The 14,850-nt window shown below is 70.1% G+C and carries 14 protein-coding genes; 7 read left to right on the top strand and 7 right to left on the bottom strand.

What is annotated here, in order from left to right:
* Positions 1-42: 42 nt before the first annotated feature.
* The 3 genes from tatC to DX116_RS13125 are packed head-to-tail and all read left to right on the top strand — an operon-like array spanning position 43 to position 4,473.
* Positions 43-852, top strand: a complete 810-nt coding sequence (tatC, locus tag DX116_RS13135; RefSeq protein ID WP_233556751.1) for a twin-arginine translocase subunit TatC — start codon at positions 43-45, stop codon at positions 850-852.
* Positions 853-855: 3 nt separating this feature from the next.
* The gene (locus DX116_RS13130; protein ID WP_119704707.1) at positions 856-1,737 is read left to right on the top strand and encodes a YegS/Rv2252/BmrU family lipid kinase; all 882 of its coding nucleotides are present in this window, start codon (positions 856-858) and stop codon (positions 1,735-1,737) included.
* Between the two features lie 9 nt (positions 1,738-1,746).
* Positions 1,747-4,473, top strand: a complete 2,727-nt coding sequence (locus DX116_RS13125; protein WP_119704706.1) for a DEAD/DEAH box helicase — start codon at positions 1,747-1,749, stop codon at positions 4,471-4,473.
* Here the strand turns inward: DX116_RS13125 and DX116_RS13120 are convergent.
* On the bottom strand, positions 4,463-5,380 hold the full coding sequence (locus DX116_RS13120) for a 5'-3' exonuclease (RefSeq protein ID WP_233556749.1): 918 nt from the start codon (positions 5,378-5,380) through the stop codon (positions 4,463-4,465). The two genes, DX116_RS13125 and DX116_RS13120, sit on opposite strands and share 11 nt — an antisense overlap.
* A gap of 269 nt (positions 5,381-5,649) precedes the next feature.
* Here DX116_RS13120 and DX116_RS13115 point away from each other — a divergent pair, with 269 nt between their 5' ends.
* Positions 5,650-6,729: a M24 family metallopeptidase gene (locus DX116_RS13115; RefSeq protein WP_119704705.1), complete on the top strand. Its 1,080-nt coding sequence runs from the start codon at positions 5,650-5,652 to the stop codon at positions 6,727-6,729.
* Positions 6,726-8,222 carry an apolipoprotein N-acyltransferase gene (gene lnt / locus DX116_RS13110; protein ID WP_119704704.1) on the top strand — a complete coding sequence of 499 codons (1,497 nt, stop codon included), beginning with the start codon at positions 6,726-6,728 and terminating at the stop codon, positions 8,220-8,222. Before DX116_RS13115 ends, lnt begins: the two co-directional genes overlap by 4 nt.
* Before the next feature lie 58 nt (positions 8,223-8,280).
* Here the strand turns inward: lnt and DX116_RS13105 are convergent, their stop codons facing one another.
* From DX116_RS13105 to DX116_RS13085, 5 genes are all read right to left on the bottom strand, one after another.
* Complete coding sequence (locus tag DX116_RS13105) at positions 8,281-8,673, bottom strand: RNA polymerase-binding protein RbpA (protein ID WP_119704703.1); 393 nt, start codon at positions 8,671-8,673, stop codon at positions 8,281-8,283.
* A 74-nt stretch (positions 8,674-8,747) separates the two neighbouring features.
* Positions 8,748-10,097, bottom strand: coding sequence for an MFS transporter (locus DX116_RS13100; RefSeq protein WP_119704702.1), 1,350 nt, complete (start codon positions 10,095-10,097; stop codon positions 8,748-8,750).
* The gene (locus tag DX116_RS13095; RefSeq protein ID WP_119704701.1) at positions 10,094-10,861 is read right to left on the bottom strand and encodes a glycerophosphodiester phosphodiesterase family protein; all 768 of its coding nucleotides are present in this window, start codon (positions 10,859-10,861) and stop codon (positions 10,094-10,096) included. The genes DX116_RS13100 and DX116_RS13095 overlap by 4 nt, the downstream gene beginning before the upstream one ends.
* Positions 10,862-10,910: 49 nt before the next feature.
* Positions 10,911-12,446: a UDP-N-acetylglucosamine 1-carboxyvinyltransferase gene (locus DX116_RS13090; protein ID WP_119704700.1), complete on the bottom strand. Its 1,536-nt coding sequence runs from the start codon at positions 12,444-12,446 to the stop codon at positions 10,911-10,913.
* A 15-nt stretch (positions 12,447-12,461) separates the two neighbouring features.
* Positions 12,462-13,121, bottom strand: coding sequence for an MBL fold metallo-hydrolase (locus tag DX116_RS13085; RefSeq protein ID WP_158591993.1), 660 nt, complete (start codon positions 13,119-13,121; stop codon positions 12,462-12,464).
* A gap of 56 nt (positions 13,122-13,177) precedes the next feature.
* Here DX116_RS13085 and DX116_RS13080 point away from each other — a divergent pair, with 56 nt between their 5' ends.
* Positions 13,178-14,062 (top strand): alpha/beta hydrolase, encoded by an 885-nt coding sequence (locus DX116_RS13080; protein ID WP_119704698.1) that lies wholly within the window; start codon positions 13,178-13,180, stop codon positions 14,060-14,062.
* A 12-nt stretch (positions 14,063-14,074) separates the two neighbouring features.
* Here DX116_RS13080 and DX116_RS13075 read toward each other — a convergent pair whose 3' ends face one another.
* Positions 14,075-14,461 (bottom strand): low affinity iron permease family protein, encoded by a 387-nt coding sequence (locus tag DX116_RS13075; protein WP_119704697.1) that lies wholly within the window; start codon positions 14,459-14,461, stop codon positions 14,075-14,077.
* A gap of 85 nt (positions 14,462-14,546) precedes the next feature.
* On the opposite strand from DX116_RS13075, the gene DX116_RS13070 reads away from it, so the two are divergent.
* On the top strand, positions 14,547-14,804 hold the full coding sequence (locus DX116_RS13070) for a DUF3072 domain-containing protein (RefSeq protein WP_119705625.1): 258 nt from the start codon (positions 14,547-14,549) through the stop codon (positions 14,802-14,804).
* Positions 14,805-14,850 lie beyond the last annotated feature (46 nt).

Here is a 14,850-nt window from a genome sequence, read left to right as displayed (position 1 = left end):
AGCGGCAGGCCAACCCCGGCACCGGGCGGCTCGATGCCGCTCATGGATCATCTGCGCGAGCTGCGCAACCGGTTGACCATCGCCGTCCTGTCGATCCTGATCGGCACGGTCGTCGGGTGGATCATCTACCCCGAGGCCTTCGACTTCATCAAGCAGCCCTACGTCGACGGCATCCAGCCGCTGCTCGAGCGTCGGGGGTTCAACGCCGAGCTGGTGCTCAGCGGCGGCGTGGGCTCGGCCTTCAGCTTCCGGCTGAAGCTGTCGCTCGCGATCGGGCTCGTGGTCTCCAGCCCGCTGTGGATGTGGCAGATCTGGGCCTTCATCCTGCCGGCCCTGCACCGCAACGAGCGCCGGTGGGCAGCTCTGCTGGCCGCGACCGGGGCCCCGCTGTTCGCCGGCGGCGTCACGGTCGGCTACCTCGTGCTGCCCAAGGGCATCGAGGTGCTGATCAGCTTCGCGCCCGACTCCGTCAACGTCCTGCTGTCGCTCGGCGACTACCTCAACTTCGTCATCCGCACCGTGCTGGTGTTCGGTGTGGCCGCGCAGATCCCGCTGGTCGTGGTGATGCTCAACCGGCTCGGGCTCGTCAGCGCCAAGCAGCTGGTCAGCGCCAGGCCGTGGACCATCATCGGCATCTTCATCTTCGCCGCGATCGCCACGCCCAGCACCGACCCCCTCACGATGCTGTTCCTCGCCGTGCCGATGACCGTGCTCTACCTGATCTCCGAGATCATCGCGAAGCTGACCGATCGCAAGCGCCGCAAGACCGTCGGCACCGACGTGTCCGACGACCAGGCCGCTCCGATCGACGGTCCGTCCGAGCTCGACCGCCCGTCCGACCTGCGCGACTGACGCGTGCGCCTCGCTCTCGTCGTCAACCCGGAGTCCGGACGCCGGCGCGCGCCCGTCGTCGCCGACCACGCGTCGTCGCGGCTCGTCAGAGCCGGGCACAGCACCCAGCTGATCGAGGGTGCCGACGGGGCGTCGTCGCGCCGGCTGCTGAGCCAGGCGATCGGGGCGGGGATCGACGGGGTCGTGGTGGTCGGCGGCGACGGGGCGCTGCACGAGGTCCTCGACCTCGTGGCCGGCACTGACCTGCTCCTCGGTCTCGTCCCTGCCGGCACGGGCAACGACACGGCGCGCTCGCTGGGCATCCCCACCAAGGACGTCGACGCCGCCATCGACATCGTCCTGGCCGGTCACGTGCGCACGATCGACCTGGCTCGCACGGGCACGACCGAGGTGGCGACCGTCATCGCGTCGGGCTTCGACTCCAAGGTCAACGAGCGGGCCAACGACATGACCTGGCCGCGCGGCAACATGCGCTACAACCTCGCCATCGTGGCCGAGCTGCGCTCGTTCGAGCCGCTGCCGTTCACCCTCATCCTCGACGGTGCCGTCGTCGAGCGTGAGGCGATGCTGGTCGCCGTCGGCAACGGACCGTCCTTCGGCGGAGGGCTGCGCATCTGCGAGGGCGCCGTGATGGACGACGGGCTGCTCGACGTGGTCGTCATCAACCCCGTCAGCAAGGCCAAGCTGCTACGGGTCTTCCCGCAGCTGTACCGCGGCACCCACGTGGCGCTGCCGGAGTTCGAGCGTCACCTGGTGCGCGAGGTGACCTTGTCGTCGCCGGGCATCGTGGCGTACGGCGACGGCGAGCGTCTGGGTCCGCTGCCGCTGACGGCGGCCGTCCGACCGGGCGCGTTGCACGTCATCGCTCCACCTGGCTCCCCGTAGGCTGGACGCATGAGCAGCCCGGCGGAGAAGTACGCACAGGCCCGCGCGAGCCGGCAGCATCCGCACCTCGCGGAGTTCCGCGGCCTCTACGACTTCGGTCTCGACGGCTTCCAGGTCGACGCCTGCAAAGTCGTCGAGGACGGCCACGGCGTGCTGGTCGCCGCGCCCACCGGATCGGGCAAGACCCTGGTGGGAGAGTTCGCCGTCCACCTGGCGCTGCAGACGGGTCGCAAGTGCTTCTACACGACGCCCATCAAGGCGTTGTCCAACCAGAAGTTCTCCGACCTGGTCGAGCGCTATGGCGCCGAGAACGTCGGCCTGCTGACCGGCGACAACACGATCAACGGCGAAGCTCCCATCGTCGTCATGACGACCGAGGTGCTGCGCAACATGCTCTACGCCGGCTCGCGCACGCTCGACACGCTGGGCTACGTCGTGATGGACGAGGTGCACTACCTGGCCGACCGCACGCGCGGGGCGGTGTGGGAGGAGGTCATCATCCACCTGGCCGAGTCGGTGTCGGTGGTCGCGCTGTCGGCGACGGTCTCCAACGCCGAGGAGTTCGGCGACTGGCTCACCGCGGTGCGCGGCGACACCGTCACGATCGTCGAGGAGCGTCGCCCCATCCCGCTGCACCAGCACGTGCTGGTCGGACGCAAGATGTTCCCGCTGTTCGAGCCGAGCCCCGACGACCGCGGCGTCGAGGTCAACAAGGCCCTCGAGCGACTGGCCCGCGAGGACTGGCAGCTCAGCCGCATGATGAAGGGGCACAAGGGCAAGGGCGGTCGCCGTCCGCGCAGCAACAACCGCACACCCAGCCGGGTCGACGTCGTCGAGCGGCTCGATGCCGAGGGCCTGCTGCCGGCGATCACCTTCGTGTTCAGCCGAGCCGGTTGCGCCGCCGCCGTGCAGCAGTGCCTCGACGCGAGGCTCTCGCTCACGACGCCCGAGGAGCAGGCCGAGATCACGGCGTTCGTCGATGCCGCGTGCTCGCACCTGCCCGAGGCCGATCTGCACGTGCTCGGCTACTACGAGTTCCGCGACGGTCTCGCCCGCGGCATCGCAGCGCACCACGCCGGCATGCTCCCGACCTTCAAGGAGTGCGTCGAGGACCTGTTCAGCGCCGGGTTCGTCAAGGTCATCTTCGCGACCGAGACGCTGGCACTGGGCATCAACATGCCCGCCCGATCGGTCGTCATCGAGAAGCTGTCGAAGTGGAACGGCGAGACGCACGCCAACATCACGCCGGGGGAGTACACGCAGCTCACGGGCCGCGCGGGACGCCGCGGCATCGACGTCGAGGGGCACGGCGTCGTGCTGTGGCAGCCGGGCCTCGACCCCAAGCAGGTCGCAGGTCTGGCCAGCACCCGCACCTACCCGCTCAACTCCTCGTTCCACCCGTCGTACAACATGGCGGTCAACCTCGTGGGCCAGGTCGGTCGGGGGGTCGCCCGCGAGCTCCTCGAGCAGTCGTTCGCACAGTTCCAGGCCGATCGCGCCGTCGTCGGCATGGCTCGTCAGATCCGCAAGGCCGACGACGCCCTCGACGGCTACCGCGAGAACATCGCCTGCGACCGCGGAGACTTCATGGAGTACGCCTCGCTGCGCCGCGAGCTCAGCGACATCGAGGCATCCGGCTCGAAGGCGCGACGCCAGGCCGAGCGCGACGAGATCATGACGTCGTTGACCAAGCTGCGACCGGGTGACGTCATCCACGTGCCGGTCGGCAAGTTCGCCGGCATCGCCGTCGTGCTCGATCCCGGCCGGATGACCGACAGCGACGGGCCGCGGCCGATGGTGCTCACGGCGTCTCTGCACGCCCGCCGGCTGGCGATGATCGACTTCACGGCGCCGGTCGTCCCGGTGACGACGATGCGCATCCCCAAGTCGTTCAGCGCCCGCAACCCGCAGGCGCGTCGCGACCTCGCCTCGGCCCTGCGCAGCCGCGCCGACGGCGTCGCCTGGCATCAGGAGAAGCGCAACCGCTCCCAGCCCTCGCGCGAGGACCCGCGCATCGCGGCGATCCGCGACAAGCTGCGCGACCACCCCTGCCACCAGTGCCCCGACCGCGACAAGCACGCCCGGTGGGCCGAGCGCTACCTCAAGCTCGAGCGCGACACCCAGAACCAGCGCGGACGCATCGAGCAGCGCACCAACACGGTCGCGCGCCAGTTCGACCGCGTGTGCGAGGTGCTCGACGTGCTGGGCTACCTCGACGGCGACGAGGTCACCGCCGACGGCAAGAAGCTCAAGCGCCTCTACAGCGATCTCGACCTGCTGGTCAGCGAGTGCCTGCGCCAGCGCGTGTGGGACGGGCTCGACGCCGCCGAGCTCGCGGCGGTCGTCAGCGGACTGACCTACCAGTCACGCCTCTCCGACGAGCTGCCGGCGCCGCGCTTCCCGACCCAGCGCGTCCGCGAGGCGGCTGCCACGATGTCGGGGCTGTGCACCGACCTGCAGCAGCTCGAGCGCGAGCACCGCGTCAAGTTTTTGCACCAGCCCGACTTCGGCTTCTCCCAAGCCGTCTGGCAGTGGTGCAACGACGCGAGCCTCGACGACGTGCTGGGCGAGATGGAGCTCGCCGCCGGCGACTTCGTCCGTGCCATGAAGCAGCTGATCGACGTGGTCGCGCAGATCGCCGACGCCTCGGGCGCCGGACCGCTGCGCGACACGGCGCGCGAGGCGCTCGACCTGCTGCGCCACGGCGTCGTCAGCTACACCAGCATCACGAGCTGACGGCCTTCAGCGCGCGCTCGGTGACGCCGCCGAGACCCCACGTCGTGCCGAACTCGGTGAAGGCCTTTGCGTCGGCCTCGAGGTCGAACGAGGGCAGCCGGCACACGTCGCGGTGCACCGCGACCACCTGGCGGGCTGCCCGGATGTAGTCGACGGAGTCGAGCAGCGACTGCCGCACGCGGGGCTTGATCGACGACGAGGTGTCGTCGGCGGCCGCGAGGATGCCGTCGAGGTCGCCGAACTCGTCGAGGAGCACGGCCGCCGTCTTGTCACCGATGCCGGCCACGCCCGGCAGGCCGTCCGACGGATCCCCGCGCATCACGGCGAAGTCGACGTAGTCGGAGGCCCCGATGCCGTACTTCGCGCGCAGCCACGCGTCGTCGACGACGTCGTGCTTGGAGACACCCTTCGCGACGTACAGCACGCGGATCTCGTGCTCGTCGTCGACGAGCTGGAAGAGGTCGCGGTCGCCCGTGACGATGTCGACGGGCCCGTCCCAGAGCTCGGCGAGGGTGCCGATGACGTCATCGGCCTCGTAGTCGGCCGCACCGACCACCGGGATGCCGAGCAGCCCGAAGGCATCGGCGATCAGCGGCACCTGCGGACCCAGCAGGCCGTCGGTGGTGTCGGCCTCTCCGCCGTCGTCGTCCAGCCGCTGGGTCTTGTAGGTGTCGAGCAGGTCGACCCGCCACTGGGGCCGCCAGTCGTCGTCCCAGCAGGCCACGACGTGCTGAGGCGAGTACTGGGTGCGCAGCGACGACGTGAAGTCGAGGATGCCGCGCAGGGCGTTGACCGCGGTGCCGTCGGGCGCCGTCAGGGTCTTGGGGATGCCGAAGAAGGCGCGGAAGTACAGGCTCGCGCTGTCGAGCAGCAACAGGCGTCCGGGGGATGCGTCGGTGGTGGCCACGCACCGAGCGTAGAGGCCGCGGCCAGGTCTTGTCGGGTCCCTCGCCGAGCTCACGCTGCTGCCGCGCGCGATAGGCCTGGCGCTGCTCCTCGGCCCGGGCACGCAGCGCCCGTCGGTAGGCCGCCTTGCGGTCGGGGTCGGCATCGACCTGGTGCACCGGACGCTCGCGATCGTGCACCGACGGCACCGAGGTGCCGAGATTGCCCTTGTAGGTGCGAGGGTCTCGTGCGGTCGAACGCCGGCGATGATCCCACCGGTATCGTCGGGGTGTGAGCACATGGCGCAAGGCACAGCAGCTGGCAGCGGAGCAGGGCATCGACGCCCTCCTGATCACCCCCGGAGCAGATCTGCGATATCTGACGGGCTACGTGGCGCTGCCGCTCGAGCGCCTCACCTGCCTGGTGCTGCCCGCCCACGGTGAACCGACCCTGGTCGTGCCCGCGCTCGAGCGCCACGCAGCGGAGGCGTCCGGCGTCGAGATGGACATCGCCACCTGGGGCGAGACCGACGACCCGTTCGCGCTCGTGGCCTCGCTGGTCGGCGATGCCACCGTCGTCGGCCTCGACGACCACATGTGGGCCTCGCGGGTCTTCGCCCTCGGTGAGGCCATCCCGACCGCCGACCAGGTGCTGGCCGGCTCCCTCGTCCAGCAGCTGCGCATCCGCAAGGACGCCGTCGAGGTCGAGGCGCTGCGGCAGGCGGGGCTCGCGATCGACCGGGTGCACCTGCGGGTGCACGAGTGGCTGCGGCCCGGGCGCACCGAGCGCGAGGTCGGCGCCGACATCGCGCGCGCGATCATCGACGAGGGCCACGAGACGGTCGACTTCGTCATCGTCGGCTCCGGCCCCAACGGCGCCTCGCCGCACCACGAGCTCTCCGACCGCGTGATCGAGGCCGGCGACCCCGTCGTGGTCGACATCGGTGGCACGATGCCGTCGGGATACTGCTCGGACTCCACCCGCAACTACCTCGCCGGCGGCACCCCCGACCCGCTCTACCTCGAGGCCTACGCCGTGCTCGAAGAGGCTCAGCGGGTCCAGCTCGAGCACGCCCGTCCCGGCGTGACCGCCGAGTCGATCGATGCCGTCGGACGCCGCATCATCGCCGACGCCGGCTTCGGTGATCTCTTCATGCACCGCACGGGCCACGGTATCGGCCAGGAGACCCATGAGGAGCCGTACATCGTCGAGGGCAACGACCTGGTGCTCGAAGAGGGCATGGCCTTCTCGATCGAGCCCGGCATCTACCACGACGGACGCTTCGGGGCACGCATCGAGGACATCGTCGTGTGCACCGCCGACGGCCTCGAGGTGCTCAACAACACGCCGCGCGGACTCGTCTCCCTGTGACATCGCACCGCGTCGGCTGGAAGGTCGCGTGGCCGTCGGCGGTGGTGCTGGGCGTCATCTCGTCGCTCAACTTCGACCCGGTGGGCCTGCCGTTCGCGATGATCGTCGGCGTCGCCGGGCTCGCGTGGCTGGCGCGTGGCCTGTCGGACGCGCGCAAGCGCACCGTGGCCGTCACGGGCCTGCTGTACGGACTGGGGTTCATGGGGCCTCTCATCTGGTGGATGAACGCCGTCAGCCACGGCGCCTACGTCGGTCTCGCGCTTGCCGAGACGCTGTTCTTCGTGCCGATCATGCTGGCGCTGCGCGCGGCCACCCGGCTGCGCGCGTGGCCCGTGTGGGGTGCCGGCGTCTGGGTCCTGGGGGAGTGGGCCAGGGGCCGCTTCCCGTTCACGGGCTTCCCGTGGGGACGTCTGGCGCACACCTCGATCGACACGCCGTTCTCGTCGTACGCCCGACTCGTGGCGATGCCGGGCACCAGCGCTGTGCTGTTCGTCGTCGCCGCCCTCCTGGTCGTCGTGGTCACCGGACCGAGCCTGCGACGCCGGGCGACGGCGACCGCTGGCATCGTCGCCCTCGTCGGCGTCGGGGCGCTGCTGCCGACCGGCATCGCCGGGGCGGCCGGCACCCGTCAGGTGGCCCTGGTGCAGGGTGACGTGCCCGGCGTCTTCCTCACGTGGCCCCGCGGCGAGATCTTCGACCTGCACGCGGCCGAGACGGCGCGCCTGGCCGAGCGCATCCGCGACGGCAAGGTTCCGCAGCCCGACATGGTGCTGTGGCCCGAGAACGCGACCGACATCGACCCGTACCACGACGAGGTCGTGCGCGACCAGATCGAGAACCTGTCGGCGCTGCTGAAGGCCCCCATCCTCGTGGGCGGCATCTTCGACGGTCCCACGGTCGACACCGCCCGCAACTCCGGCGTGGTCTGGACGGCGGACGGTCCGGGCGACCGCTACGACAAGCTCAAGCCGGTGCCGTTCGGCGAGTACGTCCCGTTCCGCAAGGAGGCCGGCGCGATCGTCAACCGGCTGGCCCGCGACATCCCCCGCGACATGCTGGCCGGCGACCAGCCCGGTGCCATGACGATCGGCGACACCCGCATCGGCGACACGATCTGCTACGACATCGCCTACGACAGCGTCACCCGCCGCGCCGTCGACGGGGGAGCCCAGCTCATGGTGGTGCAGACCAGCAACGCGGCCTTCACGGGAACCTCCCAGCCCGAGCAGCAGTGGGACATCTCGCGGTTGCGCGCGATCGAGACGGGACGCTGGGTCGTCGTGCCGTCGACCAACGGCATCTCGGGCGTCGTCGACCCGTCGGGGCGCAGCGTCCAGCGGGCTCCGCTGCACCGGCCCGCCACCATCAGCGCTCAGGTGACGCTCGCCTCCGGCAAGACCCCTGCCCTGGTGATCGGCCGCTACCTCGAGTGGCTGCTGGTCGCGACAGGGCTCGCGGGCTGGTTGCTCGGCGCACGCCGCAAGACGTCCTGACGACGCAGAAGGACCCCGGCCGGAGCCGGGGTCCTCGTCGTGCGGGCGTCGGTGTGACCTAGGCGCTCTTCTTCTTCGCAGCCGACTTCTTGGCCGGCCGGTGCAGGTGCGGCGGTCCGATCTCGCCGCCGCGGAGCAGCTCGAGCCGCTCCGTCAGGATCTCCTCGAGCTCGTCGACTGAGCGACGCTCCAGGAGCATGTCCCAGTGGGTACGGACCGGCTTCTCGGCCTTGCCCTCGGGCTTGACGCCGTCGGCCAGCTGACCGATCGCCCCGGTCTTGGGGTCTTCCCACTCGAACGGGATCTCGGCCTCGTCGGCCATCACGACCGTGAAGGTGTGCCCGTCGGCGCAGACGTACTCGACCTGCTGTCGGGGAGCCATCTCGACTCCGCGCTCGTCCTCGAAGCTCTGCGTCCCGAGTCGAGCGCCTCGCAGTGCACGTTCAGCCATGTGCGTCCCCTTTCGTGTGCCTTACCACTGTCCAACGTAGATGACACACATGAGATTCCCCTGAACGGGCACTTCTATGCGGCCGGTTCTGCGCGAGCGGCTCCCGCGGCGCGGTCACCCGTCAGCGGCGGCACCCTCAGGAGCGCCAGCAGCCCGACCAGCAGCACCAGCATGATGCCGATGATGCCCCACCGGTCGTCGCCCAGCACGAAGGCGAAGAGCCCGAACAGGGTGGGCGCGAGGAACGAGGCCGCTCGCCCGGTCATGGCGTACAGGCCGAAGTGCTGACCCTCCTTGCCCGGGGGAGTGAGGCGCACCAGGTACGTGCGCGACGCCGACTGTGCGGGACCGACGAACAGGCACAGCACCAGGCCGAACACCCAGAAGCCGGCCATGCCGTCGAGGAACAGCAGGATCAGGCCGGCCGCGAGCATCGCGAGCAGCGAGAAGACGATCACGCGCCGCGGGCCGAGCCGGTCGTCGAGGCGTCCGGCCACGATGGCTCCGGCGGCAGCGGCGACGTTGGCAGCGATGCCGAACGGGATGACGGTGTCGTCGGTGAAGCCGTAGACGCTCACCGCGATGACGGCTCCGAAGGTGAACACGCCGGTCAGGCCGTCACGGAACAGGGCACTGGCGATCAGGAACTGCAGCACGTGGCGGTCGTCGCGCCACATCGTCCGGATCTCGGCGAACAGCACGCGGTACGACTCGCGGAAGCCGGCGTCGGGCGCAGGGCTTTCCCCGTCGAGAAGCGCAGTGGCGGGCAGCTCGGGCACCGCGAGGAGGACCGGGATCGAGAACGCGAGGAACCAGGCGGCCGCGACGACCGCGACCCACCGGATGTTGAGGCCGTTGTCGGTGCTGACGCCGAGCACGCCGCCGTCGCCGGAGATCAGCCCGACGTAGACGATGATCAGCAGCACGATGCCGCCCAGGTAGCCGAAGGCCCAGCCGACCCCCGACACCCGGCCGACGGTCTCGGGCGTGGAGACCTGGCGCAGCATCGCGAAGTACGGCACCTGCGCGAGCTCGAACAGCACCGTGCCGACGGCGATCAACGCCAGGCCCAGCCACAGGAACGAGGGACTGTCCTGGACGAAGAACATCAACGCGGTGGCGACGACGACCGACAGCGTCAGCAGCGCGAGCGACCGCTTGCGGTGACCGGACGCGTCCGAGCGCTGCCCCATGACGGGCGCAAGGATCGCGATCACCAGGCTGGCCGCCCCCACGGACCAGCCGAGCCACGAGCTGGCCGAGACAGGGCCGGAGAGGTCGTCGCCGACCGAGTCGGTGAGGTAGACCGAGAACACGAAGGTCACGATGACGGCGTTGAACGCCGCCGAGCCCCAGTCCCAGAAGCTCCACGCGAGGACGGGACCGCGCCGCGTGGCGTCGGCGACGGCGGGGGAGCGGGTCATCGGGGGTCCTTCCAGGAGCCTCGCGCGGTGAGGACGTCCTTGAGGACGTCGGTGCGATCGGTCACGATGCCGTCGACGCCGAGATCGAGCAGCCGGTGCATCTCGTCGGCCTCGTCGATCGTCCAGACGTGGACCTGCAGCTGCAGCGCGTGGGCCTTGCGCACGAAGGTGGAGGTGACGACCCGCAGACGGCCCCGCCGCGCGGGCACCTGCAGGCACACGGGGGCGAGGCTGATCCGGCGGAGCAGGCTCAGCGGCAGCAGCTTGACGGCGGCGGCCTCGAGGCTCGACGCGGAGGTCGCGACGTGCGGCAGCAGACGACGAGCTCGGCGCAGCCGGCGGTGCGAGAACGAGGCGAGCAAGGTGCGGTCGACCGCACGGTGCTGCGAGATCAGCTCGATCGCGGGCTCGATCACGTCGTCGGACTTCAGGTCGATGTTGAGGCGGGCGTCGGGGAACGTCTCGTAGAGCGCACCGAGACGGGCGAAGGGCTCGCGCTGGTCGAGACGCTGCAGGTCGAGCGCCTCGGCCGTCAGCGCGCTGACGGCGTCGGTGCTGCCGGTGAGCCGGTCGAGCGCCTCGTCGTGGATGGCGTAGACGACCCCGTCGGACGACGAGCGCACATCGGTCTCGAAGTAGCGGAACCCCAGCTCGTAGGCGTGCACGAACGCTGCCAGCGAGTTCTCGATGCCGACGTTGCCGGGAACGCCTGATCCGCCGCGGTGCGCGAGGGCCAGGGGAGGGGGGTCGAGGTAGCCGGGCACGCCCCCACGCTAAGCCCTCGTGGGGGCAGACCCGATGACCCGCGACGCGTCAGATGTCGCGGAACGTCTCGATCTGGGCGCCGAGGGCGTTGAGCCTCTCGGCGAGGTCCTCGTAGCCCCGGTTGATCACGTAGACGCTGCGCAGCACCGAGGTTCCCTTGGCGGCCAGCATCGCCAGCAGGATCACGACGGCGGGGCGCAGCGCGGGCGGGCAGACCAGCTCGGTGCCGCTCCAGTGCGTCGGTCCCTCGATCAGCACCCGGTGGGGGTCGAGCAGCTTGACCTGCGCGCCCAGCTTGTTGAGCTCGGTGAGGTAGATGGCCCGGTTCTCGTAGACCCAGTCGTGCAGCATCGTCTGCCCGTCGGCGGTCGCGGCGATGACCGCGAAGAACGGCAGGTTGTCGATGTTGAGCCCGGGGAAGGGCATGGGGTGGATCTTGTCGATCGGCGCGTGCAGGGACGACTCGTGCGTCGTGATGTCGACCAGCCGCGTCTCGCCGTTCTCGGCCGCGTACTCCTCGCCACGGTCGTACTGGAAGCCCATCTCCTCGAGCAGCGCCAGCTCGATCTCCATGAACTCGATCGGCACACGGCGCACGGTGATGCTGGACTTGGTGACGATCGCTGCCGCGATGAGGCTCATGGCCTCGATGGGGTCCTCGCTGGGGGCGTACTCGACGTCGCAGTTGATGACCGGCTTGCCGGTGACCCGCAGCGTCGTGGTGCCGATGCCCTCGATGCCGACCCCCAGCTTGACCAGGAAGAAGCACAGGTCCTGGACCATGTAGTTGGGGCTGGCGTTGCGGATGACGGTCACGCCGTCGTAGCGGGCCGCGGCGAGCAGGGCGTTCTCGGTGACGGTGTCACCGCGCTCGGTCAGGACGATCGGACGCTCGGGACCAGCGCCCTGGGCCGAGGTGGCGTGGTAGCTGCCCTCGGTGGCGACGACCTTGAGCCCGAAGGGGCGCAGCGCCGTCATGTGGGGCTCGACCGTTCGGGTGCCGAGGTCGCATCCACCCGCGTAGGGCAGCTCGAAGTCGTCGTAGCGGTGCATCAGGGGGCCGAGGAACATGATGATGCTGCGGGTGCGACGGGCCGCGTCGGCGTCCATCGCCGCGAGGTCGAGCGTCGCGGGGACGACCAGCTCGAGGTCGTTCTCGACATTGAGCCACGTGGCCTTGACGCCGATCGAGGTCAGCACCTCGAGCAGCCGGTTGACCTCCTCGATGCGCGCGACCTTGCGCAGCACCGTGGTGCCGGCGTTGAGCAGCGAGGCGCACAGCAGCGCGACGCCGGCGTTCTTGCTCGACTTGACGTCGATCGCGCCCGAGAGCTTGGTGCCGCCGGCAACGCGCAGGTGGCTGGGGCCGGAGGTTCCGACGCTGACCAGCTCGGAGTCGAGGGCGCTGCCGATGCGCGCCAGCATGTCGAGGGTCAGGTTCTGCTGCCCCTTCTCGATGCGGTTGATCGCGCTCTGGCTCGTCCGCAGCTCGGCTGCCAGCTCGGCCTGGGTGAGGCCGCTGTGCTGGCGGGCGTCCCGGATGAGGGCTCCGATGCGGGAAAGGTAGTCGTCACGAACACTCATGCCGACCACGTTATCTCAGTTGTGAGATAACTCAAACGAGGCCTGTTCGGTCTGCCCCAGCAGCCGGCTGTCGTCGACGCCGCCGTGCCCCGACACCTGTCCCCAGTACGTGCCGTACGCGATCTCGGCGATGGTGCAGTCGTGGATCGGGAACATCGCGGCGGGGGAGACGCGCTGGACGAAGTCGACCGTCTCGCTCGACTTGGCCCACGGCGCCGACAGGGGGAGTGCGAGCACGTCGACGCCGTCGGGTGCGTACTCGTACGTGTCACCGGGGTGGAACAGGGCCGGCTCGCCGGGCGCCGACAGCACCACGCCGACGTTCGCGATGCGGGGGATCGACGGCAGGATGACGGCGTGCCGGGCGCCCACGCCGCGCAGCGTCACGGCACCCACCGTGGTCTCGAGGCCATCGGCGTTCTCGGTCCAGGTGCCGAACGACACGACGGCCGCCGTCTCCGGGTCGCACAGCAGCACGGCGTCGGGATTGCGCTCGAGCAGCGCCGGCGCGCGGTCCTGGTCGAGGTGGTCGGGATGTTGGTGCGTCACGACGATCGCGTCGAGGTCCGTCAGGTCGAAGGTCTCGTCGACGCTGAAGACGCCGGGATCGATGAGGATGCGGGTGCCGGCGACGTCTACCAGCACGGCTGCATGACCGAAGCGCGTGATGTTCATGACTCCCATCGTGCACCAGCAGCCAACCGGTGGCCCGCCGGCTACGAACCCACCACATGGCACTGATCCACGACGCGTACGCCGTCATGTCCGGTCTGCTCGCGCCCGTCACCGTGACGTACGGCCGGGCGTTGCGCTTCTCCGGTCAGGAGCTGCCGAGCCCCGAACGACGGACGGTCCCGACCAGGCACGGGCGCGTGAAGGTCGACGTCTACCGCCCCGCGGCGGCCACGTCGCCGGCGGTGCACGTGCACTTCCACGGCGGCGCGTTCATCATGCGCTACCCACGGATGGACGACTTCTTCTGCCGGCACCTCGTCGCCGAGGCCGGGGTCGCCGTGGTCAACGTCGACTACCTGGCGGCTCCGCGCGTCCGCTACCCGGTCGCCCACGAGCAGGCCCACGACGTCGTGGCGTGGCTCAGCCAGCACGGAGGGGAGTGGGGTCTCGACGCCGGCCGCATCACCGTGGGCGGCTTCAGCGGGGGCGGCAACCTCGCCGCGTCGGCCTGCCTGCAAGCGCGCGACCACGGCACCGCATCGCCACGGCTGCAGCTGCTGGCGGTGCCGTCGCTGGAGGTGGCCGGCGACGTCGACGACAAGAAGTCGACGATCGCGCGCCCCATGATCACGCCGGGACTGCTGAGGATCGTGCGGGCGACGTACTTCAAGGACGCCTCCCGCCGGTCGGAGCCGTACGCGTCGCCGCTGCTCGCCGAGTCCGTCGCGGGCCTGCCGCCAGCGGTCGTCTACACCGCCGCGCACGACGTCCTGCGCGGCGAGGGGGATGCCTATGCGGGGCGGCTCGCCGCCGAAGGCCTGCTGGTCGAGCACCGCGTCGTGCCCGGCCGCGACCACTACTTCCTCGACGGCGGCGACCCCGCGCAGGCTCGCGGCCTGCTCGACGACCTCGCGTCCCACGTGCGCGCGGCGACGAGCTGACGGCGCACGGCGTCAGTGACGTTCCTCCAGGCCGACGGCCTCGCGCAGCTTGCGTGCGGCCTCGGCCAGGGCGGGATCGTTGCGGCCACCCGAGACCATCAGCTCCGACAGAGCCTCCGCGATGACGTTGAGCTTCTCCTGCGATGCCTCCTCGGCTCGCCTGCTGGCGTTCTCGAGCAGCACGAGCAGGAGCAGCGAGATGACCGACGCCACCGTGTGGATCGCGACCTGCCACGACTTCAGGTCGGGCCACAGCGGCACGCTGGCGAACCAGACGATGACGATGCCTGAGCACAGGACGAAGAACGGGGCTCGGCTGACGCGCTGGTACGACGCCTCGACGAACTTGTCGAACGGTGAGCGGTCGTCGCCGCTGGTCGGCACCTCGTGCGTCTTCATGGCGAGAACCTAGTGGCGAACGCGCGGATCGGCGAGTCGTGCGCTCGAGATGCGTGCCGCGCCGGCCGGACGTAGCGTGGGCGACATGACTGAATCGAACATGCATTCGACCGATGCTCAACCGACCGGCGACGTCATCGGTGCCGACGCTGCGAACACGACCGAGAAGGATCCCCACGACTGGGTGACCGGCGACGAACCGATGACCGGTGCCCAGCGCAGCTATCTCGACACGTTGGCCCGCGACGCCGGCGAGACGTTGTCGGCCGACCTGACCAAGGCCGAGGCGTCCGAGCACATCGAGCGGCTGCAGGAGAAGACGGGCCGCGGCAGCGAGTCGTAGCCAGCTCCTGTCCATCCGGGTGTCCGATGACGTATCAGCGTCGCGG

Origin of the sequence: Aeromicrobium endophyticum (genome assembly GCF_003586285.1) — a bacterium.
Taxonomy (GTDB): Bacteria; Actinomycetota; Actinomycetes; order Propionibacteriales; family Nocardioidaceae; genus Aeromicrobium; species Aeromicrobium endophyticum.
The sequence above is the reverse complement of the archived record's forward strand: the minus strand, read 5'-3'. Positions and strand labels throughout refer to the sequence as shown.